Here is a 26,241-nt window from a genome sequence, read left to right on the forward strand (position 1 = left end):
AAGGAGGAAATCATGTACCATATAAAAGAAGCTGCGCAGCTTTCGGGTGTCTCTGTTAAGACCCTGCATCACTACGACAAGATAGGAATTTTGGTTCCTTTAAAGTCGGAAAACGGCTATCGAACCTACAGTCAAGAGGATTTGGAACGCCTTCAGGTCATTCTTTACTACAAATATCTAGGCTTTTCTTTAGAAAAAATAGCAGATCTATTAAAGGAAGAAAGGGAAGATTTATTGCCTCATTTGACCAGGCAGTTGGACTGTTTGACTCGAGAAAGAGAACATCTGGATACCTTGATTTCAACCTTGCAGAAAACCATTCAAGAACAAAAAGGAGAAAGAGAAATGAGCATTCAAGAGAAATTTGCTGGATTTAACTACCAAGACCATCAAAAATACCACCAAGAGGCGGTAGAGAAATATGGACAAGAAGTCATGGACCAAGCGCTCGAGCGCCAGAAAGGTCACGAAGACGAAGCTACGGCTGCCTTCAACCAAGTTTTTCGAGCCTTGTCACAAAATCTTCAAGCTGGACTGCCTGTAACAGCAACCGAAAATCAAGAAGAAGCCGCTAAACTCTTGCAAGCCATCCGTACTTATGGATTTGACTGCTCTATTGAGGTATTTGGTCATATCGGTAAAGGCTACGTCTACAACCCAGAATTTAAGGAAAACATTGACAAATTTGGACCTGGAACAGCCCAGTACACATCAGATGTCATTGCCTATTATGTCCAAACTCAGACAAAATAAAATCGGAGGAGCATTCTTCCGATTTTTACTAAATTCAAGCACTATTTGCTTAATAATTTTTCTACCACATTTAGTTTTCGCATGGTCAAATCTACATTAAAAAGCTTTTCAAGATAGTTGGTATGGAGTTTCTTTTGTTTAGCAGTTCTAGGGAGATAGAGGTAAAGGCAGTGGTTGCCGATACAAATTTCTTCTTCACCGTAATCAATTTTCAATTTGTCTAAAGGGAGGCTTTGAATAGATTCTTGATAAAAAATCACGTGTATACGGTCATAAAGATAGTGTTCTCCAAAAGGGTTTTCTTGGACAATGTTTTTAAAAATATCCTTATTCTTAATGATTATTTTGAGATCGGCTCCAATCTTTTTCTTTATTAGAGTATGAACCTGTTCTCGTATTTTTTCTAAGGCTAAGTTACTTTCAAGAATGATATTACCACTTTGAATATAGGTTCGAACTTGTTGAAAACCGGCTTCTGTTAAGATATCTACTAGATAAGACATTTTAGGGATAGCATTTTTTCCATTAGGAGTAACTCCCCTTAACAAGATAATATGTTCCAAAGGACTTCCTTTCTTTTGGGGCTGATTTAGCCATTAAATAATTCAGATTTAGATTGGGTTTGATCCCGCCACCCAACCAGTACAGAGGGCAGAAGTGATGTTAAACCCACCCGTGTGGGCATTGATATCCAGTACCTCGCCAGCAAAGTGGAGTCCAGGTACCAGCTTACTTTCTAGAGTTTTGGGATTGATTTCCTTGAGACTGACGCCCCCTTTGGTAACAAAGGACTTGGCAAGGGACATTTTTCCGGTCACAGGGATTTTGAGTGCTTTGATAGACTGGAGAAGTTGTTCGCGTTCCTTTTCAGTCAGTTGTTTGACTTTTTCTGGATAGCCTTGCACAAAAAATTCTGCCAAGCGTTCTGGAAGCAAAGTTTTTAAAGCGTTTTTCAAGGATTTTTCACGATTTTCTTCTAGGAATGCAGCCAAGTCCTTCTCAGAAAGTTGAGGGAAAACATCCAGTGAGAGAACCTCCCCACCCTTGACAAAGCTAGACATACGCAGAGCAGCAGGGCCAGACAAACCAAAGTGGGTAAAAAGCAGATCGTGCGTGATGACATGTTTTCCATAGCTTAAAGTCACATCGTCTAGTGAAATCCCCTGAAGTGCTTTGTGTGGAAAATCCGTTAATAATGGACTTTCAGCAGCCTCAAGTTCGGTAATGGTGTGTTTAAAATGACGGGCAATCTCATGTCCAAAACCAGTCGAACCAGTGGAAGGATAGGATTTTCCACCAGTTGTGACAATCAGTTTATCACAAGTGAAGATTTGGTCAGCTGATTTAAGAACAAATTGGTCATCCACCTTTTTAACCGAAACAATCTCGGTTTGAGTAGCGACTTGACCGCCTAGCTCAGTAATTTTCTTTTCCAAAGCCTCGATTATAGTTCGTGATTTGTCGCTGGCCGGAAAGACGCGCCCGTGGTCTTCGACTTTAAGTTTAACCCCATTTTCCGTAAAAAAGTTAATGATATCATGGTTATCAAATTGGGAGAAGACACTGTAAAGAAAGCGCCCATTTCCAGGGATGCCAGCTAGCAGGTCGTCCAAGCTACCATTGTTGGTCACATTGCAACGTCCACCACCAGTCCCAGCTAATTTTTTTCCAAGTTTCCGATTTTTTTCGATAAGGAGGGTTTTCTGTCCATAAAAGCTACTGGAAATCGTAGCCATCATACCAGCAGGTCCTCCACCGATGACGATAGTATCAAAATGTTTCATAGCTCTATTGTACCACAAAAAAACAAGAGATGATGGTCACCTCTTGTCAAGAATGCAATTAATCAATTTCATATCCCATCAGCAAACCACCATCTTCTGCATAAAAACTGCAGAGACCAGATGTTGGGATAATTTTAATATCTGCTTGTGGGAAGGTTTCGCGAATTCGCTCTGAGAGCTGTTGGCAACATTTCTCGTTATTGCGTTGGGCCATGATAATACGTCCACCAGCATATCCAGCTTTTACTAACTCATCATAGGCAGCTTGAACTGATTTCTTTGGTCCTCGTGCTTTCTGTAGTAGTTCGAGAGTTCCGGTTTCACTAGCTTCTCCAACCATACGGATGTTGAGAAGGCCAACGACTGTACCGATAAGCTTACTCAAACGGCCGTTCTTCACCAAGTTATCTACTTTGGCTAGGACAAAGAGCAACTTGGTTTTTTCTTGATAAGCAGTGATAGCTTCAACCACTTCTTCAAAAGATAGACCCTGGTCAATAAAGTCATTTAATTTTTCTATGAGCAAGTCAACTTCCCCACCAGCAGACAAACTATCAATTACATGAATTTTAGTATCAGGATGTTCTTCAAGATAAATATTCTTGGCTAGTTGAGCACTATTGTGGCTGCCAGAAAGAGTACCAGTGATGGTTACCAAGAAAATGTTTTTGGCACCTTCAAATGCTCGCAAATAATCATCTGGGCTTGGACAAGCTGATTTTGAAGCTTCTGCAGTTGCATACATGGTTTCCATCATTTGATCAATGTCAAGACTGGCATCATCAACAAAGACCTGATCAGCTACTTGAATGGTTAAGGGAACACTTACAAAGGTTGTGTCAATAGCTGGTCTTGCCAGTTGACGATAATCACAACCAGAGTCAGCAATAATCTTCCAAGTCATAGAAATTCTCCATCTTTGTCAGTTATACATTGACAAAGGTTCTGTCTTTTTTTACAATTATATCATGAAAACCCTTGAAACAAAAGCCTCATCCGTCTGTTGTGACAAGTAGAAAGAAAATGTTATGTCTGAACGTAGAATCTCTGAAAAGTCTCTTGAAAATCTCAGAAAATCAAATCAAGAATCAAATCTATTAACCAGAGAAGCCATTGAAACAGCCCTCTTGCAACTCTTGGAAAAAAAGGACCTGACCAAGATTAGTATTTCTGAATTGGTCAAACGTGCAGGCGTTTCGCGTGCGGCCTTTTATCGCAATTATGATTCCAAAGAGGAAATTTTAGAGAGCGTCTTTAAACGAACTGTTCATAATATTATGGAACAGTTACATCATTATGATTTAAAGACAGACCTTTATCTGGTCTGGGTTCACCTTTTCCGAGAAGCAAGAAAGGAGGCCAGAGTGATTCAATTGGCCTTAGATTACCATCTGGAAAAAATCTTTGTCCAAGCCATGCAGGAATTTCTAGAAAAATACCATGGAAAATCAAAAGGTGTCAGCTCTTATCTTCATTCCTTCTGGAGTTCAGCCATTGTATCTGTTCTCCTAAAGTGGATCAAGGATGGCATGAAGGTACCAGCTGAAAAGATTGCGGACTTACGGTTACCATTTTTTAAAAAATAGAGAAAAAGGAGAAGAGATATGACTGAAAAAAGACTAGCCTGGGATGAGTATTTTGCAGCCCAAGCTCTACTAATTGCCAATCGTTCCACTTGTAAACGCGCTAAAGTGGGTGCAATTCTGGTTAAGGATAATAAGGTGATTTCCACTGGTTACAATGGTTCGGTGTCAGGTACCGAGCATTGTATTGATCACGAATGTCTAGTCATTGAAGGACACTGTGTTCGCACCCTTCACGCTGAGGTTAATGCCATTCTCCAAGGTGCTGAACGTGGTGTTCCTAAAGGCTTTACAGCCTATGTAACCCATTTTCCTTGTCTGAACTGTACAAAACAATTATTGCAGGTTGGTTGCAAGCGAGTGGTTTATATCAACCAGTACCGAATGGACGACTATGCCCAAAAACTTTATCAAGAAAAGGGAACAGAATTAACCCATTTACCACTTGAGACCGTACGGGAAGCTCTTAAAGAGGCTGATCTAATGTAAAAAATATCAAAAATAAATGGTTTAGAAAGATTTTTAAACCGTTTTTTGGTATAATAAGAAGAATAAATTGAAAGAAGGAATTCCAAAAATGGGAAAAATTGAAGTTATTAATCATCCACTGATTCAACACAAATTGTCAATCTTGCGTCGTACAGATACTTCTACAAAAGCTTTCCGTGAGCTAGTAGATGAGATTGCAATGTTGATGGGGTATGAAGTACTTCGTGATCTTCCACTAGAAGATGTGGAAATCGAAACACCAATCACAAAAACAGTTCAAAAACAATTGGCAGGTAAGAAATTGGCCATCGTTCCAATTTTGCGTGCAGGTATCGGTATGGTTGATGGACTCTTGAGCTTGGTTCCAGCTGCTAAGGTTGGTCACATCGGTATGTACCGTGATGAAGAAACGCTTCAACCAGTTGAGTATTTGGTGAAATTGCCTGAAGATATTGACCAACGTCAAATTTTTGTGGTAGACCCAATGTTGGCAACAGGTGGCTCAGCAATCTTGGCTGTTGATTCTCTTAAAAAACGTGGAGCATCAAATATCAAATTTGTCTGCCTTGTATCTGCTCCAGAAGGTGTTAAAGCCCTTCAAGAAGCTCATCCAGATGTAGAAATCTTTACAGCAGCCTTGGATGAACGCTTAAACGAACACGGTTATATCGTTCCAGGTCTTGGAGATGCTGGGGACCGCTTGTTCGGTACGAAATAAGATCAAAAAGAAGATTGACTTGGAAAAGGATTTCTAGTCGTGAAAGGAGGTTGAATTTTTGTTTCTGTCTAATGAAAACAGAGCAAAAATTTGACCTTTTTTGACCAAGATATTATAATAGTCTTACCTTCAGTCATTTGACCAACAAAATTAAAATTCAAAAGGAGAATTGAATGATTCCTGTAGTTATTGAACAAACAAGCCGTGGAGAACGTTCCTACGATATTTACTCACGTCTTCTTAAAGACCGCATCATTATGCTGACAGGCCCAGTTGAAGACAACATGGCTAACTCAGTTATTGCCCAGTTGCTTTTCTTGGATGCCCAAGATAGTACAAAAGATATTTACCTTTATCTCAATACACCTGGTGGTTCAGTTTCAGCTGGTTTGGCGATCGTTGACACCATGAACTTTATTAAGGCAGATGTCCAAACCATCGTTATGGGTATGGCCGCATCTATGGGGACGGTCATTGCATCAAGTGGAGCAAAAGGCAAACGTTTCATGCTTCCAAATGCTGAATACATGATCCACCAACCAATGGGTGGTACAGGCGGTGGTACTCAACAAACCGATATGGCGATTGCTGCAGAACACTTGCTTAAAACTCGTAACATCTTGGAAAAAATCTTGGCTGAAAATTCAGGTCAGTCAATCGAAAAAGTCCATGCAGATGCAGAACGTGATAACTGGATGAGCGCCCAAGAAACACTTGAATATGGCTTTATTGATGAAATCATGGCCAACAATTCATTGAACTAATAATCAAAGAAGGCAAACTCGACTGGGTTTGCTTTTTTTGGTATAATAGGGAGAGATTTCTTAGAAAGAGGATTCATCATGTTTGAAAAAGTCAATCGATCTGGCTTGATTATCTATCTTTACTATAATCGTGATGCCAAAAAACTGCAGGATTATGGAGATATTACCTATCATTCCAAGAAACATCGTTACTTACAGCTTTATGTTCCAACTCAAGAAGTGGAGCAATTGGTCGGGCGCTTGAGCAAGGAAAAATTTATAAAAAAAGTCAGAGTTTGTCATATCCAAGAGCTGGAAACACCCTTTGTGGGCAATCTTCATCGAGAGGAAAACGTTATCATCGAAAAAGTTGAAGAAAAGTGTTGACAATTTTCTGATAATTCGGTATATTCTTAACATGCNATTTATTTAAGAAATAAGGAGACAAAAAAGATGAAGAAAAAATTTGCCCTATCGTTTGTGGCGCTTGCAAGTGTAGCACTTCTTGCAGCCTGTGGAGAAGTGAAGTCTGGAGCGTCAAACGCTGCTGGTAACTCAGTAGAGGAAAAGACAATCAAAATCGGATTTAACTTCGAAGAAACTGGTGCCGTAGCAGCTTACGGTACATCTGAACAAAAAGGTGCCCAACTTGCCGTTGATGAAATCAATGCAGCAGGTGGTATCGATGGAAAACAAATCGAAGTAGTCGATAAAGATAATAAGTCTGAAACAGCTGAGGCGGCTTCAGTAACAACTAACCTTGTAACCCAATCTAAAGTATCAGCAATCGTAGGACCTGCGACATCTGGTGCGACTGCAGCTGCGGTAGCGAACGCTACAAAAGCAGGTGTTCCATTGATTTCGCCAAGTGCGACGCAAGATGGATTGACTAAAGGTCAAGATTACCTCTTTATCGGAACTTTCCAAGATAGCTTCCAAGGAAAAATTATCTCAAACTATGTTTCTGAAAAATTACAAGCTAAGAAAGTTGTTCTTTATACTGACAATGCCAGCGACTATGCTAAAGGTATTGCCAAAGCCTTCCGTGAAGCTTACAAAGGTGAAATCGTTGCAGATGAAACTTTCGTAGCAGGTGACACAGACTTCCAAGCAGCCCTTACAAAAATGAAAGGGAAAGACTTTGATGCTATCATCGTTCCTGGTTACTACACTGAAGCTGGTAAAATTGTAAACCAAGCGCGTGGTATGGGAATTGACAAACCAATCGTTGGTGGTGATGGATTCAACGGTGAAGAGTTTGTACAACAAGCAACTGCTGAAAAAGCATCAAACATCTACTTTATCTCAGGCTTCTCAACTACTGTAGAAGTTTCAGCTAAAGCAAAAGCCTTCCTTGACGCTTACCGTGCTAAGTACAATGAAGAGCCTTCAACATTTGCAGCCTTGGCTTATGATTCAGTTCACCTTGTAGCAAACGCAGCAAAAGGTGCTAAAAACTCAGGTGAGATTAAGGATAATCTTGCTAAAACAAAAGATTTTGAAGGTGTAACTGGTCAAACAAGCTTTGATGCAGACCACAACACAGTCAAAACTGCTTACATGATGACCATGAACAATGGTAAGGTTGAAGCAGCAGAAGTTGTAAAACCATAATAGAAAAATGTTGAAATAGGGAATGAGCCTCTGACTCACTCCCTGTTTCGGTGTTTAAGAACCTATCAAAAAGTGAGGGAAAACCCTCAAAATTATAAATAGAAAGAGTGAATCTTATGCTCCAACAACTAGTAAATGGTTTGATTCTAGGTAGTGTTTATGCGCTGTTAGCCCTAGGATATACCATGGTTTACGGAATTATCAAGCTCATCAACTTCGCCCACGGTGATATTTATATGATGGGAGCCTTTATCGGTTATTTCTTGATTAATTCTTTCCAAATGAATTTCTTTGTAGCTCTTATTGTAGCTATGTTAGCGACAGCCATTCTTGGTGTCGTGATTGAGTTCCTTGCTTACCGACCTTTGCGTCACTCTACTCGTATTGCTGTTTTGATTACGGCTATTGGAGTTTCTTTCCTATTGGAATATGGGATGGTCTATCTGGTTGGTGCCAATACCCGTGCCTTCCCTCAAGCGATTCAAACAGTTCGTTATGATTTGGGACCAGTTAGCCTAACAAACGTGCAGTTAATGATTTTGGCCATTTCCTTGATTTTGATGATTTTGTTACAGGTTATTGTACAAAAAACGAAGATGGGAAAAGCCATGCGTGCAGTGTCCGTAGATAGCGATGCGGCGCAATTGATGGGGATCAATGTAAACCGTACTATCAGCTTTACCTTTGCTTTGGGTTCTGCTCTTGCGGGTGCGGCTGGTGTTCTGATTGCCCTCTATTATAACTCTCTTGAGCCTTTGATGGGGGTTACTCCAGGTCTTAAATCCTTCGTAGCCGCAGTACTTGGTGGTATCGGAATCATTCCTGGTGCGGCTCTCGGTGGTTTTGTAATTGGTCTATTGGAAACCTTTGCGACAGCCTTTGGAATGTCAGACTTCCGTGATGCCATTGTTTATGGAATCTTGTTGTTGATCTTGATTGTCCGCCCAGCTGGTATCCTTGGTAAAAATGTGAAAGAGAAGGTGTAAACGATGAAAGAAAATTTAAAAGTTAATATTCTATGGTTACTCCTTTTGTTAGCTGGCTATGGCTTGATTAGTGTACTGGTTTCAGTCGGAGTACTCAATCTATTCTATGTACAGATTTTACAACAAATCGGAATTAATATTATTCTGGCTGTTGGTCTCAACTTAATCGTTGGTTTTTCAGGACAATTTTCACTTGGTCATGCTGGTTTCATGGCGATTGGTGCCTATGCAGCAGCTATTATTGGTTCTAAATCACCAACCTACGGAGCCTTCTTTGGAGCTATGCTTGTAGGGGCTTTGCTTTCAGGAGCAGTTGCCTTACTTGTCGGAATTCCAACCTTGCGCTTGAAGGGGGACTATCTTGCAGTAGCAACTCTAGGTGTTTCTGAAATTATCCGTATCTTTATCATCAATGGCGGAAGCCTTACAAATGGTGCGGCAGGTATCTTGGGAATTCCAAACTTTACAACTTGGCAAATGGTTTACTTCTTTGTCGTGATTACAACCATTGCAACCTTGAACTTCTTGCGTAGTCCAATTGGTCGTTCAACCCTATCCGTTCGTGAGGATGAAATCGCTGCTGAGTCAGTTGGGGTTAATACGACTAAAATTAAAATCATCGCCTTTGTCTTTGGTGCCATTACTGCAAGTATTGCAGGATCACTTCAGGCAGGATTTATCGGTTCAGTTGTACCGAAAGATTACACCTTCATCAACTCAATCAACGTTTTGATTATTGTTGTATTTGGTGGACTTGGTTCCATTACAGGTGCAATCGTTTCAGCTATTGTCCTTGGAATTTTGAATATGCTTCTCCAAGATGTTGCTAGCGTGCGTATGATTATCTACGCTTTGGCTTTGGTATTGGTAATGATTTTCAGACCAGGGGGTCTTCTTGGAACATGGGAATTGAGCCTATCACGTTTCTTTAAAAAATCTAAGAAGGAGGAACAAAACTAATGGCATTACTTGAAGTAAAACAGTTAACCAAACATTTTGGCGGTCTAACAGCTGTTGGAGATGTTACTCTTGAATTGAACGAAGGGGAACTGGTTGGACTAATTGGTCCTAACGGAGCTGGTAAAACAACCCTTTTCAACCTTTTGACCGGTGTTTATGAACCAAGTGAGGGAACAGTTACCTTAGATGGTCACCTTTTGAATGGAAAGGCACCTTATAAGATTGCCTCTTTGGGACTTGGACGTACTTTCCAAAATATCCGTCTCTTTAAAGATTTAACAGTTTTGGACAATGTTTTGATTGCTTTTGGCAACCATCACAAACAACATGTTTTTGCTAGTTTCTTACGCTTACCAGCTTTTTACAAGAGTGAAAAAGAATTAAAAGCTAAAGCTTTGGAATTGTTGAAAATCTTTGATTTAGATGGTGATGCAGAAACGCTTGCTAAAAATCTTGCCTATGGCCAACAACGCCGTTTAGAAATTGTTCGTGCCCTCGCTACGGAACCTAAAATTCTCTTTTTAGATGAACCAGCAGCAGGTATGAACCCACAGGAAACAGCGGAATTGACTGAGTTAATTCGTCGTATCAAAGATGAATTTAAGATTACGATCATGCTGATTGAACACGATATGAATCTGGTCATGGAAGTAACAGAACGTATCTACGTACTTGAATATGGCCGTTTGATTGCACAAGGAACTCCTGACGAAATTAAGACCAATAAACGCGTTATCGAAGCTTATCTAGGAGGTGAAGCCTAATGTCTATGTTAAAAGTTGATAATCTTTCTGTGCATTACGGCATGATCCAAGCAGTCCGTGATGTAAGCTTTGAAGTGAATGAAGGAGAAGTAGTTTCCCTTATCGGTGCCAATGGTGCAGGTAAGACAACCATTCTCCGTACCTTGTCTGGTCTAGTTAGACCAAGTTCAGGAAAAATTGAATTTTTAGGTCAAGAAATCCAAAAAATGCCAGCTCAGAAAATCGTGGCAGGTGGTCTTTCACAAGTACCAGAAGGACGCCACGTCTTCCCTGGCTTGACTGTTATGGAAAATCTTGAAATGGGAGCTTTCTTAAAGAAAAATCGTGAAGAAAATCAAACTAACTTGAAGAAAGTTTTCTCACGTTTCCCACGTCTTGAAGAACGGAAGAACCAAGATGCAGCAACTCTTTCAGGAGGGGAACAACAAATGCTTGCCATGGGTCGCGCTCTTATGTCAACACCAAAACTTCTCCTTTTAGATGAACCATCAATGGGACTTGCTCCAATCTTTATCCAAGAGATTTTTGATATCATTCAAGATATCCAGAAACAAGGAACAACCGTTCTCTTGATTGAACAAAATGCCAATAAAGCACTCGCAATCTCTGATCGAGGCTATGTACTGGAAACAGGAAAAATTGTCCTATCAGGAACAGGAAAAGAACTCGCCTCATCAGAAGAAGTCAGAAAAGCGTATCTGGGTGGCTAAAACAATCCAGTGGATTGTTTTAGTCGGTGGATGAGGATTGTAATTAAGCGACATATAATACGACTACTTTTCTTACTCATAAGAAATATAAAATATTCTAGAGCTTCAAATTAGGGAGCTCTTTTATTTATATGGTTTTTGAAAAAATAGAAGAAGGTCTTGATTTTTACTGAATATTTTCGTTTTTAAATTGACAGCAATTTTTGTTCATATTATAATATGGATAATTAAAAATTGAACAGGAGGACTAAGAAATGGTAACAGAAAAACAATTTAAACTTTTGAGTTTTATGTTGATACATAAAGAAAAGACCTTCACTCAGAGACAGTTAGCTGAAGAGTTAGACCTTTCTTTAGGGACAATTAACACATTATTGAAAAAACTGAAAGAAGAGAAGTGGGTTGATGAGGAACATCACTTAACAGAGCTAGGCCAGAAAGTTCTAGAACCCTATCGAGTAGAAAATGCTATTATAATGGCTGCTGGTATGAGTAGTCGTTTTGCTCCTTTGTCTTATGAAATTCCAAAAGGATTGCTTCAAGTTAAGGGTGAACGCTTGATTGAGAGGGAAATCAGACAACTACAAGAAGCAGGAATAGAAGATATAACTGTTATCGTAGGCTATCTTCAAGAAAAAATGTTCTATCTTGCAGAGAAGTTTGGTGTAAAAATTGTAGTGAATAATGATTACTACAAATATAATAACTGTTCGTCTCTGATGTTGGTTAAAGATCAACTTTCCAACACTTATATTTGTTCATCGGATAATTATTTTGAGGAAAATCCTTTTGAACAATATATTTATAGAGGTTACTACTCGACTATATTTGCAGAAGGTCAAACGGACGAATATTGTGCTATAGAAGATTCGAATCACACGATCATTGATATCCAGATTGGTGGAGAAAATACTTGGGCCATGGTGGGGCACGTGTATTTTGACCGTGCATTTAGCGAGAAATTTAAGGAAGTTTTAGAAACCGAGTTTAAACACGAACCTTATCGGGAACAGCTTTGGGAAGATTACTATAGTCGCCATGTCGAAGAACTACTTTTAGAAGCTCGCCACTATTCAGCGGATATTGTTAAAGAATTTGATTCACTGGATGAACTACGTCAATTTGATGAACGTTATTTGGTAAATACAGATTCAGCTATTATCGATAATATCTGTAAGACACTAAAGTGTGTGCCATCAGATGTTGTCAATATCAAACCTTTAAAAGATGGCTTAACCAACACGTCATTTTCATTTGATTGTCTAGGAAAAAAATATGTTTACCGTCATCCGGGTAGGGGAACTGAGAATTATATTGATCGAGCTAGTGAAGCAGCTTCTATGGAAATTGCTGCAAAATTAAAGATTGATCGTACCTTCGTAGCTATGAACAAGAATGAGGGCTGGAAAATTTCAGAATTTATCCCCAATGCTAAGCAACTTGATTATGATAATTGGGATGATGTGACACAAGCAATGGATCTCTTGAGACGGTTACACCAATCTGGAGAAAAAACGGGACATTCCTTTGACCAATTTGAAGGAATTGATGATTTTAGAGAAAAATTAAAGGCTAGAAATCGATTCGAGTTTGATGGTCTCGAGGAATTGGATGAAACTGTTTCAATTCTCAAAAACTATTTACAGAATGATCCGAAACAGGTTGTTCTTTGTCATGGCGATTCCTATAGTCCTAATTTTTTGTTGAATGAAGCAGGTGAAATAAGCTTGATTGATTGGGAATATTCTGGAATGGGAGAGCCAGCAGGAGATTTGGGAACCTTTATCGCTTGTTCCAACTACACTGTAGAGGACGCAGAAAAAGTACTTGAAATCTATCTACAAGAAGTACCAGATAAGAAAACCAAACGTCACTACTTAGCTTATGTAGCAGTAACCTCATATTATTGGTTCTTGTGGGCTTTGTTCCAGGAGAGTGTCGGAAAACCAGTTGGTGAGTTTCTCTACATCTGGTATCGCTATACCAAACAATACGGACAACTGGCCCTTGATTTATATTTGGAGGAGAGCTTAGATGAAAACTACATTAGAAATTGAAGAATTAGTAGCAACTGAAACAAAGAGAAGATTNGAAGAAATGGAGTCGCCAAACTACGAGTTTGTTCAACCATTTTTAAAAAGTGATTTCATTTTAATCATCTCCTTTATCCTAATCAACCTTGTTTTGATTATCTTAGCAATGACGGGAGGAATTCAATAACATGTCTAAAATGAATGACTATATTCAAAAAGAAACCATAACAGGAATTGTTCCCATGACCAATAAGGAACGTCAGTATTCTTTTTGGGATCTCTTTCTATCGACAAGTGGTTTTGCCATCGCAACTTGGTGTTATACTCAAGGGGCTTATGTAGCTCAATATTTGACATTTAATCAAATGTTGATTAATATTTTCAGCTTTAACATTATCTGGGTCTTTATTGAATGTCTTCCTATTTTGTTTGCCGTTAAATATGGAATTGATTTGTGGATTTGGTTGAGAGCCGTTCTAGGAAAAAGAGGTGTAGCCCTGCTATCAACCATTATTAGTTTGGCTAACTTTGGATGGTATGCTGTTGCGGCTAATCTTTTTGCCAGTTCTATGATCCATTTGGCAAACAATTTTGGTCTTGGTTTAGAAAAGGGAGTATGGGCGCCTATTCTGGGTACCTTCTGTGTTCTTATCGGTACTTTCATAGCTCTCGGAGGTCCAGAAGTGATTAAATGGACCAATCGCTTCTTAGTTATTGCCTTATTGATTGTCGGTCTGATTATCGTTGGAATCTGCTTTGTCGCCGTTCCTATAACTGATATTATGAATATTCAACCAGTCACCCAAGGAGATCTGACGCCATTAGAACGTTTTATGCTCTCTGGGGAAGGAAATGTTGCCTTTGCTTTCTCTTGGTCTACACAGGCATTGGTTTTACCGCGTTTAGCAAAATCAGAACGCAGTGGTTATTGGGCTACAGCCTTATCATACGGAGTTGTGGCTCCATTCTTCGTTGCGACTGGTGGAGTTATGGCTCTAGCCATGTTTGTCAAAACAGGTGTTTATGAAAGTGATCCAACAACAATGCTATCAACTCTAAGCACTCCAGCCTTTGCACTTCTAAGTTTACTACTAGTAGCCTTTGCTAATATTGGAACCCAAGGGACAGGATCATACGTGAACTGTATGATTGTAAAAAGTGGGATGCCTAAAGTAAGTTATAAGCTAATGGTTTGGATTGCCATGGTTTACGTGAGTCTACTCACCATCTGGGGAGGAGTGGAAGAGTATTTTGGATCCTTCATCTCCCTAGCCGCTTATATTCAGGGGCCAATTATTGGTATGATTGTTGTCGATTACTTTATCCTAAGAAAACGAAAACTCGACTTGCGTTCAGCCTATTTCCTTGAAGGTCATGACGCTTACGAGTTTACTAAGGGATTTAACTTGGTTGGCTTGTCTTGTGTATTTATCTCTTTATTGGTAGCAGTACTATTTGTTTACAACCCTGTAACAGCACAAATTCAAAGTCCAATCTTTTTAGTCACAACGGGTAGTGGTTTTACTGCGATATTCGGTGGCTTATTATACTGGCTAGCTAGTCTTACTCCATTGAAACGATATATGATAAAAGATCGGAACACTATCACGATTTAAGACGAGAGGGGGGTTCGGTTTCCTCTTAATTTATAGTGGCATTTGATGCAAGATTTTCTGATTTTTCGAAATTTTGAAAAAGAAATGTAAGCGTTTGATAGATTTGCAAAAAGATTGTATAATAGGGATGAGAATAGAAAAGGAGAAGTCTCATGGCAGTTAAAGATTTTATGACCCGCAAGGTAGTTTATATTAGTCCAGATACAACAGTATCTCATGCAGCAGATTTGATGAGAGAGCAAGGATTACATCGCTTGCCTGTTATTGAAAATGATCAATTGGTTGGTTTGGTGACTGAGGGAACGATTGCCCAAGCTAGTCCATCTAAAGCAACCAGTCTTTCTATCTATGAGATGAATTATCTTCTAAATAAGACAAAAGTGAAAGATGTCATGATTCGCGATGTTGTCACTGTTTCAGGCTATGCGAGTCTAGAGGATGCAACTTATCTGATGTTGAAAAACAAGATTGGTATTCTTCCTGTCGTAGATAACCATCAAGTCTATGGGGTTATTACGGACCGTGACGTTTTCCAAGCCTTTCTTGAAATTGCTGGTTACGGTGAAGAAGGGATTCGTGTGCGCTTTGTTACGGAGAATGAAGTTGGTGTACTCGGAAAGATTGTTTCTTTGATTGTAGAAGAAAATTTGAATATTTCCCATACAGTTAATATTCCACGAAAAGATGGTAAGGTGATTATCGAAGTTCAAATTGATGGTTCAGTTGATTTGTCATCCTTAAAACAAAAATTTGAATCAGAGAATATTCAAGTAGAAGAGATTACTCGTACTTCAGCAAAAGTCTTGTAAGAAGGGAAGCCGAAAGGCTTCTTTTTATGTCTAATAAGGGCTTAGAGCAAAAGATGGAAAGAAATGATAGATTATGGTATAATAAAACGATATAAAAAAGGAGTATTTATGGACATTTCAGAAATTCGTCAGAAAATTGACGCAAATCGTGAAAAATTAGCTTCTTTCAGGGGGTCTCTTTGACCTCGAAGGTCTAGAGGAAGAGATTGCCATCTTGGAAAACAAGATGACAGAACCTGATTTTTGGAACGATAATATCGCGGCCCAAAAGACGTCGCAAGAATTGAATGAATTAAAAAACACCTACAACACCTTCCACAAAATGGAAGAGTTGCAGGATGAAGTTGAAATTTTATTAGACTTTTTAGCTGAAGATGAGTCAGTGCATGAAGAGTTGGTTGAACAGTTGTCAGAACTTGATAAGATGATGACCAGCTATGAGATGACCCTTCTCTTGTCAGAACCTTATGACCACAATAATGCCATCTTGGAAATCCATCCAGGATCCGGTGGTACTGAGGCTCAGGACTGGGGTGATATGCTGCTTCGTATGTATACTCGTTATGGAAATGCTAAAGGCTTTAAAGTAGAAGTCTTGGATTACCAAGCAGGTGATGAGGCAGGTATTAAGTCGGTAACCTTATCATTTGAAGGGCCTAATGCCTACGGCCTTCTCAAGTCAGAAATGGGTGTACACCGTTTGGTGCGAATTTCGCCATTTGACTCTGCCAAACGTCGCCACACCTCTTTCACATCGGTGGAAGTAATGCCAGAATTGGATGATACCATTGAAGTGGAAATCCGTGAAGATGATATCAAGATGGATACCTTCCGTTCAGGTGGTGCTGGTGGACAAAACGTCAATAAGGTTTCAACAGGTGTACGTTTAACACACATTCCTACGGGAATTGTCGTCCAGTCAACGGTCGATCGTACCCAGTATGGAAATAGAGATCGTGCCATGAAGATGTTACAGGCTAAGCTCTATCAAATGGAGCAAGAAAAGAAAGCTGCGGAAGTCGATTCCCTCAAGGGTGAGAAAAAGGAAATCACATGGGGAAGTCAAATCCGTTCTTATGTTTTTACGCCTTATACTATGGTAAAAGATCATCGAACTAGTTTTGAAGTCGCGCAGGTAGATAAGATTATGGATGGAGACTTGGATGGTTTCATTGATGCCTATCTCAAGTGGCGAATTAGCTAAGATAGAAAGGAACTCACATGCCAATCATTGAAATGAGAGATGTTGTCAAAAAGTATGATAATGGAACGACAGCCTTGCGAGGTGTATCTGTCACTGTTGAACCAGGAGAATTTGCCTATATCGTAGGTCCGTCGGGAGCAGGGAAATCAACCTTTATTCGTGCTTTGTACCGCGAAGTAAAAATCGAAAAAGGAAGCTTATCTGTTGCTGGTTTTAATCTGGTTAAAATTAAAAAGAAAGATGTTCCTTTATTGCGTCGTAGTGTTGGAGTTGTATTCCAGGATTATAAATTGTTGCCAAAGAAGACCGTTTATGAAAATATTGCCTATGCAATGGAAGTAATTGGTGAAAGTCGACGTAATATCAAAAAACGTGTTATGGAAGTCTTAGATTTGGTTGGACTGAAGCACAAGGTTCGTTCTTTTCCAAATGAACTTTCAGGAGGAGAACAACAACGGATTGCAATTGCACGTGCCATTGTAAATAATCCAAAAGTATTAATTGCTGATGAACCGACAGGAAACTTGGACCCGGATAATTCATGGGAAATTATGAATCTCTTGGAACGCATCAATCTTCAAGGTACAACTGTCTTGATGGCGACCCACAACAGTCAGATTGTAAATACCTTGCGCCACCGTGTCATTGCCATTGAAAATGGCCGTGTCGTTCGTGACGAAGCTAAAGGAGAATATGGATACGATGATTAGTAGATTTTTTCGTCATTTATTTGAATCATTAAAAAGTTTGAAACGAAATGGCTGGATGACAGTAGCTGCTGTCAGTTCAGTTATGATTACTTTGACCTTGGTTGCAATATTTGCATCTGTTATCTTTAATACGGCTAAACTAGCTACAGATATTGAAAATAATGTTCGAGTAATGGTATACATTCGTAAGGACGTAGCTGATAATAGTGAGACCATTGAAAAAGAAGGTCAAACTGTTACAAATAACGACTACCATAAGGTATATGATGCTTTGAAAGGTATGTCAACCGTTAAAAGTGTTACGTTTTCAAGTAAAGAAGAACAATATGAAAAGTTGACAGAAACAATGGGGGACAACTGGAAAATCTTTGAGGGTGATGCCAATCCACTCTATGATGCATATATCGTTGATACAAATACACCAAGTGATGTAAAGACAGTAGCAGAAGAGGCTAAAAAAATCGAAGGTGTATCAGAAGTTCAAGATGGTGGTGCTAATACAGAACGCTTGTTTAAGTTAGCCTCATTTATTCGTGTCTGGGGACTAGTTATCGCGGGATTACTGATTTTCATTGCAGTGTTCTTGATTTCTAATACTATTCGTATCACCATTATTTCACGAAGCCGTGAAATTCAAATCATGCGTTTGGTAGGTGCAAAGAATGGATATATCCGCGGTCCTTTCTTACTTGAAGGTGCTTTTATCGGTTTACTGGGTGCAACTGCACCATCAGTTTTGGTATTTATTGTGTATCAGATGGTTTACCAATCAGTTAATAAATCATTAGTGGGCCAAAATCTCTCTATGATTGCGCCAGAAGTATTTACTCCTTTGATGATTGCCTTATTATTTGTGATTGGAATTTTTATTGGTTCAATTGGATCAGGAATTTCAATGCGCCGATTCCTGAAAATCTAAAATAGAAGTATATTTGAGGAGATTTTAATATCTCCTTTTTTACTACAAAAATTTTAGAAAAAAGTCTACTTTTTTTTATAAAAGCCTTTACAAAAAAAATTAAAGTGGTATAATTGAATTATAGAAAGTGCAAACGTTTTCGTAAAACGTTTGCCTAAATAAAAATAAAGGAGATTTGAATGATGAAAGATACATTCAAAAATGTCTTGTCTTTCGAGTTTTGGCAAAAATTCGGTAAGGCTTTGATGGTGGTTATCGCGGTTATGCCGGCTGCTGGTTTGATGATTTCAATCGGTAAGTCACTTGTGATGATCAACCCTAACTTTGCCCCACTCGTTACTACTGGTGGTGTACTAGAGCAAATCGGTTGGGGAGTCATCGTTAACCTTCATATCTTGTTTGCCCTCGCTATTGGAGGAAGCTGGGCTAAGGAACGCGCTGGTGGTGCGTTTGCGGCAGGTCTTGCCTTTGTCCTAATCAATCGTATCACTGGTACAATCTTTGGCGTATCAGGAGATATGTTGAAAAATCCAGAAGCTATGGTAACAACTCTCTTTGGTGGATCAATCAAAGTTGCTGATTACTTCATTAGTGTTATGGAAGCTCCAGCACTTAACATGGGTGTCTTCGTAGGGATTATTTCTGGTTTTATTGGAGCAACTGCTTACAACAAATACTACAACTTCCGTAAGCTTCCTGATGCACTTTCATTCTTTAACGGAAAACGTTTTGTACCGTTTGTAGTTATTCTTCGTTCAGTAATTGCTGCAATCGTACTTTCAGCTTTCTGGCCACTTGTGCAAACTGGTATCAATAGCTTTGGTATCTGGATTGCTAACTCACAAGAAACTGCTCCAATCCTTGCACCATTCTTGTATGGTACATTGGAACGCTTGCTCTTGCCATTTGGTCTTCACCACATGTTGACTATCCCAATGAACTACACAGCTCTTGGTGGTACTTATGAAGTCTTAACTGGTGCAGCAAAAGGTAGCCAAGTATTTGGTCAAGATCCACTTTGGCTTGCATGGGTAACAGACCTTGTTAACCTTAAAGGTACAGATGCAAGTCACTACCAACAATTGTTAGATACTGTTCACCCAGCTCGTTTCAAAGTTGGACAAATGATCGGTTCGTTCGGTATCTTGATGGGTGTGATTGTGGCTATCTACCGTAATGTCGATGCTGATAAGAAACATCAATATAAAGGTATGATGATTGCGACAGCTCTTGCAACATTCTTGACAGGGGTTACTGAACCAATCGAATACATGTTCATGTTTGTAGCAACACCTATGTACCTTGTTTACTCACTTGTTCAAGGTGCGGCCTTCGCTATGTCTGATGTAGTAAACCTACGTATGCACTCATTCGGTTCAATCGAGTTCTTGACTCGTACACCTATTGCGATTAGCGCTGGTATTGGTATGGATATTGTTAACTTTATCTGGGTAACTGTTCTCTTTGCCGTAATCATGTACTTTATCGCAAACTTCATGATTCAAAAATTCAACTACGCAACTCCAGGGCGTAACGGAAACTACGAAACTGCTGAAGGTTCAGAAGAAGCTAGCAGCGAAGTGAAAGTTGCAGCAGGTTCTCAAGCTGTAAACATTATTAACCTTCTTGGTGGACGTGCAAACATCGTTGATGTTGATGCATGTATGACTCGTCTTCGTGTAACTGTAAAAGATGCTGATAAAGTCGGTGATGCAGAACAATGGAAAGCAGAAGGAGCTATGGGTCTTGTCATGAAAGGACAAGGAGTTCAAGCTATCTACGGTCCAAAAGCAGACGTATTGAAATCTGATATCCAAGATATCCTTGATTCAGGTGAAATCATTCCTGAAACTCTTCCAAGTCAAATGACAGAAGCACAACAAAACACTGTACACTACAAAGGTGTAACAGAGGAAGTTTACTCAGTAGCAGACGGTCAAGTTGTTGCTTTGGAACAAGTGAAAGATCCAGTATTTGCTCAAAAAATGATGGGTGACGGATTTGCTGTAGAACCTGCAAATGGAAACATTGTATCTCCAGTTTCAGGTACTGTATCAAGCATCTTCCCTACAAAACATGCTCTTGGTCTTGTGACTGAAGCAGGTCTTGAAGTACTTGTTCACATTGGTTTGGACACAGTAAGTCTTGAAGGAAAACCATTTACTGTTCATGTAGCTGAAGGACAAAAAGTTGCAGCAGGTGATCTTCTTGTCACAGCTGACTTGGATGCTATCCGTGCAGCAGGTCGTGAAACTTCTACAGTAGTTGTCTTCACAAATGCTGAAGCTATTAAATCAGTTAAATTAGAACAAACAGGTTCTCTTGCAGCTAAAACAGCAGTTGCTAAAGTAGAATTGTAATACACTTGAGGTTGGAAGCTGTTTTCCAACCTCTTGTTTTGGGAGAAAAGCATGAAATTTTTAACACTCAATACTCATAGCTGGATGGAAAAAGAAGCCGAGGAAAAATTCCAGCTCTTGCTTGAAGATATTCTTGATAAAGACTATGATTTGATATGTTTCCAAGAAATCAATCAGGAGATTACTTCGCCAGAGGTGGAGGTTAATGACCTTTATCAAGCTTTGCCAGCTGCTGAGCCTATTCATCAAGACCATTATGTTAGACTTTTGGTTGAAAAGTTGTCAGAGCAAGGAAAAGATTACTACTGGACTTGGGCCTATAACCATATCGGTTATGACCGCTACCATGAAGGTGTGGCTATCTTGTCTAAAACACCTATTGAAGCAAGAGAAATTTTGGTTTCAGATGTGGATGATCCAACAGACTATCATACTCGCCGTGTCGCCCTGGCTGAAACTGTAGTTGATGGTAAGGAGCTTGCAGTTGCAAGTGTCCACCTTTCTTGGTGGGATAAAGGTTTCCAAGAAGAATGGGCACGATTTGAGGCTGTCTTGAAAGAATTGAACAAGCCACTTTTACTAGCTGGAGATTTCAACAACCCAGCTGGTCAGGAAGGTTACCAAGCTATTTTAGCTAGTCCATTAAGCTTACAAGACGCATTTGAAGTTGCTCAAGATAAAAGTGGTAGCTATACTGTTCCACCAGAAATTGATGGCTGGAAGGGGAACACAGAACCCCTTCGAATCGACTATGTTTTTACTACCAAGGAGTTAGCGGTAGAAAATTTACATGTTGTATTTGATGGTAACAAGAGTCCGCAAGTCAGTGATCACTATGGCTTGAATGCTCTTTTAAACTGGAAATAACAATAGAAAAAAGGTTAAGAGATATATCTTTACCTTTTTTCGTTATCCTTTTAAATTTTTTAAAGTTCATAGCAAGCTACTAGTCAAAAAGGTTATCCTCTTGAATGAGATTTGCCAACAATTTTACAAAGTTTGTAATAATTCTTGGACTAGGAAAATGAGGCTATAAATTAGACCACTAATTTGACTTGTACTACGTATCATTTATTAGAAGTTATTATTGGATTACAGTGCTGAAAATAAAAAAGAACAGCCGAAGCTGTCTTTTTATCATTATTTGAGACCGTATTTTTTGTTGAAACGATCCACGCGTCCATCTGCTTGAGTGAACTTTTGACGTCCAGTGTAGAATGGGTGTGAGTCTGATGAAATTTCCACACGGATCAATGGGTAAGTTTCGCCTTCGAACTCAACTGTTTCGTTAGAGCGTTTTGTTGAACCGCTAAGGAATTGGTAACCAGTAGTTGTGTCCATGAAGACAACTGGGCGATATTCTGGATGGATATCTTTTTTCATTTTGCAATATTTCCTTTCTGCCATGGTCTCTTTGCGAGCCATAGATTGTTACCATACTAGTCTATCAGATTATGAAAAGTTTGGCAAGTATTTTATCAGTTTTTAAGCAAGTTTTTTAACTTTTGGTAGATGATTTCGTTTTCCTCTAGGCTATAGGAATTGGCACCACTTGCTAGAGGGTGGCCTCCGCCATCATGTTCCTTGGCAATTTCATTGATAGGATGAATTTTACTGCGTAAGCGAACGCGGTAGTGTCCATCAGTCTGTTCCACAAAAATTCCCCAGAGACTAACACTGTCAATACGTCCAGGTGCACCGACAATGGCTGCAGTTTCAGCATCGGTAACATTGAATTGTTTCAGAATTTCCTGACTCAGGATAACGCGAGCTGCACCATTTTCATCCACTTCCAGATGGTCGTAGATGTAGCCTTGAAGTTTAGCAATTTTGTAGCTCATAGTGTCCATTTTGCGAGTGAGAGCTGCAAAGTCAAAGTTCTGTTCTCTAAGAGATGCAGCTAGGCGGAGGGTGCGTGCAGTGGTAGAAGGGTAGAGGAAGCGACCTGTATCACCAACAATTCCTGCAAATAGCAACTCAGCAGATCGATCTGACAAGGCCAGTTGGGTTGTTTGGGCCAATAGGGTAATCATTTCGCTAGCGCTACTTGAACTAGTATCCACCCAAGATAGGTCACCGTATACATCATCATTTGGATGGTGGTCAATCTTAATGAGAAAATCACCTTGACGATAGCGCTTATCATCGATACGAGCAGTATTAGCCGTATCACAGACGATGACAAGGGCGCCTTGGTAGGCACTATCTTCAACAAAATCCATCTCAGCCATCCAAGTAAGAGTTGGTTCATCAAAACCAACGGCTTTGATGGTTTTTTCTGGGAAATGATGTTTGAGAAGAGCTTTCAAGCCCACTTGACTTCCCAAGGCATCAGGGTCTGGTTTCATATGACGGTGAATGATAATCGTGTCGTATTCTTTAATTTTTTCTAAAATTTGATGGCAAATGTCCATAAATAACCTCAATTCTTTCTCATTTCATTGTAGCACAAGAATTTTTATTTTTAAAATGAAAAAGATGTGATATAATGGAGAAAGATAAATTGAGGAGGACGATATGGCATTAGCAAAAATTGTATTTGCCAGTATGACCGGTAATACCGAAGAAATTGCAGATATTGTAGCAGACAAATTACGTGACTTGGGCTTGGATGTCGATGTTGATGAATGTACAACTGTTGACGCTTCAGACTTCTTGGAAGCAGACATCGCTATCGTTGCGACCTATACTTATGGTGATGGTGAATTGCCAGATGAGATGATGGACTTCTACGAAGACCTAGCAGACCTCAACTTGAATGGCAAAATCTACGGAGTGGTCGGCTCAGGAGATACCTTCTACGATGAATTCTGTAAGGCTGTTGATGACTTTGATCGCGTTTTTGTAGCGACAGGAGCAGAAAAAGGTTCAGAGTGTGTTAAAGTTGATCTTTCTGCTGAGGAAGAAGACATCGAACGTTTAGAACAATTCGCAGAAGAATTGGCTGCTAAAGTAGGATAAGCATAAAAGTGCGCTGATGTAATCAATCAGTGCATTTTTCTTATCGAGAGTTGGGATTTTACTAGCCTATTTGGTGGCTTTTTGATACAATAATTCAAATAAAGGAGGAGACTGTATGGATTTAGATATTATTCGTCAAGAAATTGATCAAATCGACGACCAGATCGTCAAGCTCTTAGAAGAACGAATGCATTTGGTTGAGGGGGTAGTTGCCTATAAGAAAGCTTCAGGTAAACCGATTTTAGATACCAAGAGAGAAGCAATTATCTTTGAAAAGGTTAGGAGTCGTGTAGAGGACAAGCACTATCAGGAGACTATTGTAGCGACTTTTTCGGACATACTCAAACGTTCGCGTGATTATCAGGATCAAAATATCAAATGAAAAAGGAACAATTTTATCCGCTAGGGATTTTTCTAGCTGCTATGTTGGGCGGACTCGTGCGCTACCTGGTTTCTACTTGGTTGCCAGCCAGTCCAGATTTCCCTTGGGGAACCCTTCTTGTCAACTATCTAGGAATTTTCTGCCTGGTTTATCTTGTCAAGGGCTATCTGGTCTATAAAGGGACAAGTAAAGGTGTTGTTTTAGCACTGGGTACAGGTTTTTGTGGTGGTTTGACAACCTTTTCTAGTCTCATGCTTGATGCTGTGAAACTACTGGATACAGGGCGTTATCTTAGTTTAGTTATGTATTTGCTTTTGAGTATTGGTGGAGGTCTACTCTTGGCTTATTTTCTAGGGAGGAAGAAATGGTAATCGTCTATCTTGCAATTGCTTGTGGCTGCGGAGCCCTAGTACGGTATTTCTTTTCCCGCTATAATCAAACTTCTAAATTGCCATTCGGAACGCTCATAGCCAATGTTTTGGGGTGTTTTTTGATTGGACTTCTTTATAATCATGTAGAAGCCAAGGAAGTCTATACTATTTTAGCTACAGGTTTTTGTGGAGGGTTAACAACCTTCTCTACTTTGAATGACGAACTTCAAAAGTTACTGAGCGATAGGAAAGTCTTTTATTCTTATCTGGCTTTGACCTATCTAGGTGGTTTGGTTGCGATTTTTTTAGGAATTCTGTTGTAAATTTCTTTACTTTTTTCTGGAAATTTGGTAAACTGTATCTTGTGTGTAATGGACGCACAAAAATACAGTTTATCCGCTGAGGAAGTTTCCTCAAGATTGACAAAGATAGGAGAATAAAATGAATCCATTAATCCAAAGCTTGACTGAAGGTCAACTTCGTACAGATATCCCATCATTCCGTCCTGGTGACACTGTTCGTGTACACGCGAAAGTTGTCGAAGGTAACCGTGAACGTATCCAGATTTTTGAAGGTGTTGTTATCGCACGTAAAGGTGCTGGCATCTCAGAAAACTACACAGTTCGTAAAATCTCTAACGGTGTAGGTGTTGAGCGTATCTTCCCAATCCACACTCCACGTGTTGAAAAAATCGAAGTTGTTCGTTACGGTAAAGTACGTCGTGCGAAATTGTACTACTTGCGTGCTCTTCAAGGTAAAGCAGCTCGTATCAAAGAAATCCGTCGTTAATTCGACTAAAAAACTCTGCTTTTTCAGCAGAGTTTTTATCTAGCTCCCTTAGTTCAATGGATATAACAACTCCCTCCTAAGGAGTAGTTGCTGGTTCGATTCCAGCAGGGGGCATGTAATTAGACATTCAAAAACCGCTCAGCCGAGCGGTTTTCGTATATTCTTCACTTTTACAGTACCCATGTACGGATGGCATGGGCAACGCCGGATTCGTCATTTGATTTAGTGATGTATTTGGCGATTTTTTTGATTTCTGGATTTCCGTTTTCCATGACAACGGGGTTACCAACGACTTCCAGCATGGCACGGTCATTTTCTTCGTCACCGATAGCCATGGTTTCATTTTTGATCAATCCTAGTTTTTCAGCTAAGTGGATAATAGCTGAACCCTTATCTACATTCTTTTTAAGGAGTTCGAGGTAGAAAGGAGCAGATTTGTTGATAGAGTAGCGCTCATAAAATTCGGCTGGTATCTTTTCAATGGCAGCATCGAGGATTTCTGGTTCATCAATGAACATACATTTAACAATTTCCTTGTCAGCCATTTCTTCAGGTGTACGGTAGAAGATAGGCATGGTGACGAGGGTTGATTCGTGCACTGTGTATTTTCCGATATTGCGATTGGCTGTGTAGATGCCGTCCTTAGTAATAGCGTGCATGTGGACACCGAGCTTACGACTGAGAAATTCCATATCCAGATAATCCTCATAGGTCAAGGATTCGCTGATAATCTCATGACCTGTAGCAGTTTCTTGGACAAGGGCACCGTTGAAGGTTACAACATAGTCGCCCTCGTCTCTCAGATGCAAGTCGTCCAGAAGTTTGGCAACACCTGCGATAGGGCGACCGGTTGCAATCACGACTTTGACACCAGCTTCTTTGGCATCTTGGATGGCAGAAAAGACCTCAGGAGTGATCTCCTTTTGGCTATTGACTAGGGTTCCGTCAATATCAACGGCAATTAGTTTAATACTCATAAATTT

General features: G+C 39.7%; 31 protein-coding genes and 1 tRNA gene. 26 read left to right on the forward strand and 6 right to left on the reverse strand.

Going from position 1 to position 26,241, the window contains the following annotated elements:
• Positions 1-12 precede the first annotated feature (12 nt).
• The gene (locus D8837_RS04335; protein ID WP_125456318.1) at positions 13-753 is read left to right on the forward strand and encodes a MerR family transcriptional regulator; all 741 of its coding nucleotides are present in this window, start codon (positions 13-15) and stop codon (positions 751-753) included.
• 41 nt (positions 754-794) lie between these two features.
• Here D8837_RS04335 and D8837_RS04340 read toward each other — a convergent pair whose 3' ends face one another.
• From D8837_RS04340 to D8837_RS04350, 3 genes are read right to left on the reverse strand one after another with little or no spacing between them, the layout of a single operon-like run.
• Positions 795-1,316: a DUF1697 domain-containing protein gene (locus D8837_RS04340; protein WP_070478650.1), complete on the reverse strand. Its 522-nt coding sequence runs from the start codon at positions 1,314-1,316 to the stop codon at positions 795-797.
• Positions 1,317-1,364: 48 nt separating this feature from the next.
• Entirely contained in the window at positions 1,365-2,537 is a 1,173-nt protein-coding gene (locus D8837_RS04345) for an NAD(P)/FAD-dependent oxidoreductase (protein WP_125456319.1), read from the reverse strand.
• Positions 2,538-2,595: 58 nt separating this feature from the next.
• A complete protein-coding gene (locus tag D8837_RS04350; RefSeq protein ID WP_125456320.1) occupies positions 2,596-3,441 on the reverse strand; it encodes a DegV family protein in 846 nt (281 codons plus the stop codon).
• Between the two features lie 124 nt (positions 3,442-3,565).
• Here D8837_RS04350 and D8837_RS04355 point away from each other — a divergent pair, with 124 nt between their 5' ends.
• From D8837_RS04355 to D8837_RS04455, 19 genes are all read left to right on the forward strand, one after another.
• Positions 3,566-4,123: a TetR/AcrR family transcriptional regulator gene (locus D8837_RS04355; protein WP_000004136.1), complete on the forward strand. Its 558-nt coding sequence runs from the start codon at positions 3,566-3,568 to the stop codon at positions 4,121-4,123.
• 18 nt (positions 4,124-4,141) lie between these two features.
• Entirely contained in the window at positions 4,142-4,609 is a 468-nt protein-coding gene (locus D8837_RS04360; RefSeq protein WP_125456321.1) for a deoxycytidylate deaminase, read from the forward strand.
• 88 nt (positions 4,610-4,697) lie between these two features.
• On the forward strand, positions 4,698-5,327 hold the full coding sequence (gene upp / locus D8837_RS04365) for a uracil phosphoribosyltransferase (RefSeq protein ID WP_000515974.1): 630 nt from the start codon (positions 4,698-4,700) through the stop codon (positions 5,325-5,327).
• A gap of 173 nt (positions 5,328-5,500) precedes the next feature.
• Complete coding sequence (gene clpP / locus D8837_RS04370; protein ID WP_125456322.1) at positions 5,501-6,091, forward strand: ATP-dependent Clp protease proteolytic subunit ClpP; 591 nt, start codon at positions 5,501-5,503, stop codon at positions 6,089-6,091.
• Between the two features lie 78 nt (positions 6,092-6,169).
• Positions 6,170-6,457 carry a YlbG family protein gene (locus D8837_RS04380; protein ID WP_125456324.1) on the forward strand — a complete coding sequence of 96 codons (288 nt, stop codon included), beginning with the start codon at positions 6,170-6,172 and terminating at the stop codon, positions 6,455-6,457.
• A 66-nt stretch (positions 6,458-6,523) separates the two neighbouring features.
• Positions 6,524-7,684, forward strand: coding sequence for an ABC transporter substrate-binding protein (locus D8837_RS04385; protein WP_000726119.1), 1,161 nt, complete (start codon positions 6,524-6,526; stop codon positions 7,682-7,684).
• 116 nt (positions 7,685-7,800) lie between these two features.
• Positions 7,801-8,670 (forward strand): branched-chain amino acid ABC transporter permease, encoded by an 870-nt coding sequence (locus D8837_RS04390; RefSeq protein WP_000941427.1) that lies wholly within the window; start codon positions 7,801-7,803, stop codon positions 8,668-8,670.
• Positions 8,671-8,673: 3 nt separating this feature from the next.
• Complete coding sequence (locus tag D8837_RS04395; protein ID WP_000662290.1) at positions 8,674-9,630, forward strand: branched-chain amino acid ABC transporter permease; 957 nt, start codon at positions 8,674-8,676, stop codon at positions 9,628-9,630.
• Positions 9,630-10,394 carry an ABC transporter ATP-binding protein gene (locus D8837_RS04400; RefSeq protein ID WP_001185995.1) on the forward strand — a complete coding sequence of 255 codons (765 nt, stop codon included), beginning with the start codon at positions 9,630-9,632 and terminating at the stop codon, positions 10,392-10,394. Before D8837_RS04395 ends, D8837_RS04400 begins: the two co-directional genes overlap by 1 nt.
• Complete coding sequence (locus tag D8837_RS04405) at positions 10,394-11,104, forward strand: ABC transporter ATP-binding protein (RefSeq protein ID WP_049500136.1); 711 nt, start codon at positions 10,394-10,396, stop codon at positions 11,102-11,104. The genes D8837_RS04400 and D8837_RS04405 overlap by 1 nt, the downstream gene beginning before the upstream one ends.
• Before the next feature lie 254 nt (positions 11,105-11,358).
• Positions 11,359-13,161 (forward strand): phosphotransferase, encoded by a 1,803-nt coding sequence (locus D8837_RS04410; protein ID WP_125456325.1) that lies wholly within the window; start codon positions 11,359-11,361, stop codon positions 13,159-13,161.
• Entirely contained in the window at positions 13,139-13,324 is a 186-nt protein-coding gene (locus D8837_RS04415; RefSeq protein WP_125456326.1) for a hypothetical protein, read from the forward strand. Before D8837_RS04410 ends, D8837_RS04415 begins: the two co-directional genes overlap by 23 nt.
• Before the next feature lies 1 nt (position 13,325).
• On the forward strand, positions 13,326-14,753 hold the full coding sequence (locus D8837_RS04420; RefSeq protein ID WP_125456327.1) for a cytosine permease: 1,428 nt from the start codon (positions 13,326-13,328) through the stop codon (positions 14,751-14,753).
• 152 nt (positions 14,754-14,905) lie between these two features.
• On the forward strand, positions 14,906-15,562 hold the full coding sequence (locus D8837_RS04425) for a CBS domain-containing protein (protein ID WP_125456328.1): 657 nt from the start codon (positions 14,906-14,908) through the stop codon (positions 15,560-15,562).
• Between the two features lie 108 nt (positions 15,563-15,670).
• Positions 15,671-16,766, forward strand: a protein-coding gene (gene prfB / locus D8837_RS04435; protein ID WP_125456329.1) for a peptide chain release factor 2 whose coding sequence is annotated in 2 segments (ribosomal slippage) — positions 15,671-15,742 and positions 15,744-16,766 — 1,095 coding nt in all. Because the reading frame shifts where the segments join, the coding sequence is not laid out codon by codon here.
• Between the two features lie 17 nt (positions 16,767-16,783).
• Positions 16,784-17,476, forward strand: coding sequence for a cell division ATP-binding protein FtsE (ftsE, locus tag D8837_RS04440; RefSeq protein ID WP_125456330.1), 693 nt, complete (start codon positions 16,784-16,786; stop codon positions 17,474-17,476).
• Positions 17,469-18,395, forward strand: a complete 927-nt coding sequence (gene ftsX / locus D8837_RS04445) for a permease-like cell division protein FtsX (RefSeq protein ID WP_125456331.1) — start codon at positions 17,469-17,471, stop codon at positions 18,393-18,395. Before ftsE ends, ftsX begins: the two co-directional genes overlap by 8 nt.
• Positions 18,396-18,574: 179 nt before the next feature.
• On the forward strand, positions 18,575-20,755 hold the full coding sequence (locus D8837_RS04450) for a PTS transporter subunit IIBC (RefSeq protein ID WP_084819648.1): 2,181 nt from the start codon (positions 18,575-18,577) through the stop codon (positions 20,753-20,755).
• Between the two features lie 51 nt (positions 20,756-20,806).
• The gene (locus tag D8837_RS04455) at positions 20,807-21,622 is read left to right on the forward strand and encodes an endonuclease/exonuclease/phosphatase family protein (RefSeq protein WP_125456332.1); all 816 of its coding nucleotides are present in this window, start codon (positions 20,807-20,809) and stop codon (positions 21,620-21,622) included.
• A gap of 273 nt (positions 21,623-21,895) precedes the next feature.
• Here D8837_RS04455 and D8837_RS04460 read toward each other — a convergent pair whose 3' ends face one another.
• Both D8837_RS04460 and D8837_RS04465 read right to left on the reverse strand, forming a co-directional pair.
• Complete coding sequence (locus D8837_RS04460) at positions 21,896-22,138, reverse strand: type B 50S ribosomal protein L31 (protein WP_000710764.1); 243 nt, start codon at positions 22,136-22,138, stop codon at positions 21,896-21,898.
• A 95-nt stretch (positions 22,139-22,233) separates the two neighbouring features.
• Complete coding sequence (locus tag D8837_RS04465; RefSeq protein WP_049491508.1) at positions 22,234-23,169, reverse strand: DHH family phosphoesterase; 936 nt, start codon at positions 23,167-23,169, stop codon at positions 22,234-22,236.
• Positions 23,170-23,272: 103 nt separating this feature from the next.
• Between D8837_RS04465 and D8837_RS04470 the strand changes: the two genes are divergently transcribed.
• From D8837_RS04470 to D8837_RS04495, 6 genes are all read left to right on the forward strand, one after another.
• The gene (locus tag D8837_RS04470; RefSeq protein WP_001162125.1) at positions 23,273-23,716 is read left to right on the forward strand and encodes a flavodoxin; all 444 of its coding nucleotides are present in this window, start codon (positions 23,273-23,275) and stop codon (positions 23,714-23,716) included.
• 115 nt (positions 23,717-23,831) lie between these two features.
• The gene (locus D8837_RS04475; RefSeq protein WP_125456333.1) at positions 23,832-24,098 is read left to right on the forward strand and encodes a chorismate mutase; all 267 of its coding nucleotides are present in this window, start codon (positions 23,832-23,834) and stop codon (positions 24,096-24,098) included.
• A complete protein-coding gene (crcB, locus tag D8837_RS04480; protein ID WP_049491512.1) occupies positions 24,095-24,469 on the forward strand; it encodes a fluoride efflux transporter CrcB in 375 nt (124 codons plus the stop codon). Before D8837_RS04475 ends, crcB (D8837_RS04480) begins: the two co-directional genes overlap by 4 nt.
• A complete protein-coding gene (gene crcB, locus D8837_RS04485; RefSeq protein WP_049491513.1) occupies positions 24,463-24,792 on the forward strand; it encodes a fluoride efflux transporter CrcB in 330 nt (109 codons plus the stop codon). Before crcB (D8837_RS04480) ends, crcB (D8837_RS04485) begins: the two co-directional genes overlap by 7 nt.
• A 118-nt stretch (positions 24,793-24,910) precedes the next feature.
• The gene (gene rplS, locus D8837_RS04490) at positions 24,911-25,258 is read left to right on the forward strand and encodes a 50S ribosomal protein L19 (protein WP_001068669.1); all 348 of its coding nucleotides are present in this window, start codon (positions 24,911-24,913) and stop codon (positions 25,256-25,258) included.
• Between the two features lie 42 nt (positions 25,259-25,300).
• Positions 25,301-25,372, forward strand: a tRNA-Arg gene (locus tag D8837_RS04495).
• Between the two features lie 56 nt (positions 25,373-25,428).
• Here the strand turns inward: D8837_RS04495 and yidA are convergent.
• A complete protein-coding gene (gene yidA, locus D8837_RS04500) occupies positions 25,429-26,235 on the reverse strand; it encodes a sugar-phosphatase (RefSeq protein WP_125456334.1) in 807 nt (268 codons plus the stop codon).
• Between the last annotated feature and the right edge of the window lie 6 nt (positions 26,236-26,241).

It is taken from the genome of Streptococcus mitis, assembly GCF_003942965.1.
GTDB lineage: Bacteria > Bacillota > Bacilli > Lactobacillales > Streptococcaceae > Streptococcus > Streptococcus mitis_BH.

Excerpts from the sequence above, each read along its gene's own strand:
- D8837_RS04335 (WP_125456318.1), top strand. The coding sequence starts at position 13 with ATGTACCATATAAAAGAAGCTGCGCAGCTTTCGGGTGTCTCTGTTAAG.
- D8837_RS04345 (WP_125456319.1), bottom strand. The coding sequence starts at position 2,537 with ATGAAACATTTTGATACTATCGTCATCGGTGGAGGACCTGCTGGTATG.
- D8837_RS04350 (WP_125456320.1), bottom strand. The coding sequence starts at position 3,441 with ATGACTTGGAAGATTATTGCTGACTCTGGTTGTGATTATCGTCAACTG.
- D8837_RS04355 (WP_000004136.1), top strand. The coding sequence starts at position 3,566 with ATGTCTGAACGTAGAATCTCTGAAAAGTCTCTTGAAAATCTCAGAAAA.
- D8837_RS04360 (WP_125456321.1), top strand. The coding sequence starts at position 4,142 with ATGACTGAAAAAAGACTAGCCTGGGATGAGTATTTTGCAGCCCAAGCT.
- upp (WP_000515974.1), top strand. The coding sequence starts at position 4,698 with ATGGGAAAAATTGAAGTTATTAATCATCCACTGATTCAACACAAATTG.
- clpP (WP_125456322.1), top strand. The coding sequence starts at position 5,501 with ATGATTCCTGTAGTTATTGAACAAACAAGCCGTGGAGAACGTTCCTAC.
- D8837_RS04380 (WP_125456324.1), top strand. The coding sequence starts at position 6,170 with ATGTTTGAAAAAGTCAATCGATCTGGCTTGATTATCTATCTTTACTAT.
- D8837_RS04385 (WP_000726119.1), top strand. The coding sequence starts at position 6,524 with ATGAAGAAAAAATTTGCCCTATCGTTTGTGGCGCTTGCAAGTGTAGCA.
- D8837_RS04390 (WP_000941427.1), top strand. The coding sequence starts at position 7,801 with ATGCTCCAACAACTAGTAAATGGTTTGATTCTAGGTAGTGTTTATGCG.
- D8837_RS04395 (WP_000662290.1), top strand. The coding sequence starts at position 8,674 with ATGAAAGAAAATTTAAAAGTTAATATTCTATGGTTACTCCTTTTGTTA.
- D8837_RS04400 (WP_001185995.1), top strand. The coding sequence starts at position 9,630 with ATGGCATTACTTGAAGTAAAACAGTTAACCAAACATTTTGGCGGTCTA.
- D8837_RS04405 (WP_049500136.1), top strand. The coding sequence starts at position 10,394 with ATGTCTATGTTAAAAGTTGATAATCTTTCTGTGCATTACGGCATGATC.
- D8837_RS04410 (WP_125456325.1), top strand. The coding sequence starts at position 11,359 with ATGGTAACAGAAAAACAATTTAAACTTTTGAGTTTTATGTTGATACAT.
- D8837_RS04420 (WP_125456327.1), top strand. The coding sequence starts at position 13,326 with ATGTCTAAAATGAATGACTATATTCAAAAAGAAACCATAACAGGAATT.
- D8837_RS04425 (WP_125456328.1), top strand. The coding sequence starts at position 14,906 with ATGGCAGTTAAAGATTTTATGACCCGCAAGGTAGTTTATATTAGTCCA.
- ftsE (WP_125456330.1), top strand. The coding sequence starts at position 16,784 with ATGCCAATCATTGAAATGAGAGATGTTGTCAAAAAGTATGATAATGGA.
- ftsX (WP_125456331.1), top strand. The coding sequence starts at position 17,469 with ATGATTAGTAGATTTTTTCGTCATTTATTTGAATCATTAAAAAGTTTG.
- D8837_RS04450 (WP_084819648.1), top strand. The coding sequence starts at position 18,575 with ATGATGAAAGATACATTCAAAAATGTCTTGTCTTTCGAGTTTTGGCAA.
- D8837_RS04455 (WP_125456332.1), top strand. The coding sequence starts at position 20,807 with ATGAAATTTTTAACACTCAATACTCATAGCTGGATGGAAAAAGAAGCC.
- D8837_RS04460 (WP_000710764.1), bottom strand. The coding sequence starts at position 22,138 with ATGAAAAAAGATATCCATCCAGAATATCGCCCAGTTGTCTTCATGGAC.
- D8837_RS04465 (WP_049491508.1), bottom strand. The coding sequence starts at position 23,169 with ATGGACATTTGCCATCAAATTTTAGAAAAAATTAAAGAATACGACACG.
- D8837_RS04470 (WP_001162125.1), top strand. The coding sequence starts at position 23,273 with ATGGCATTAGCAAAAATTGTATTTGCCAGTATGACCGGTAATACCGAA.
- D8837_RS04475 (WP_125456333.1), top strand. The coding sequence starts at position 23,832 with ATGGATTTAGATATTATTCGTCAAGAAATTGATCAAATCGACGACCAG.
- crcB (WP_049491512.1), top strand. The coding sequence starts at position 24,095 with ATGAAAAAGGAACAATTTTATCCGCTAGGGATTTTTCTAGCTGCTATG.
- crcB (WP_049491513.1), top strand. The coding sequence starts at position 24,463 with ATGGTAATCGTCTATCTTGCAATTGCTTGTGGCTGCGGAGCCCTAGTA.
- rplS (WP_001068669.1), top strand. The coding sequence starts at position 24,911 with ATGAATCCATTAATCCAAAGCTTGACTGAAGGTCAACTTCGTACAGAT.
- yidA (WP_125456334.1), bottom strand. The coding sequence starts at position 26,235 with ATGAGTATTAAACTAATTGCCGTTGATATTGACGGAACCCTAGTCAAT.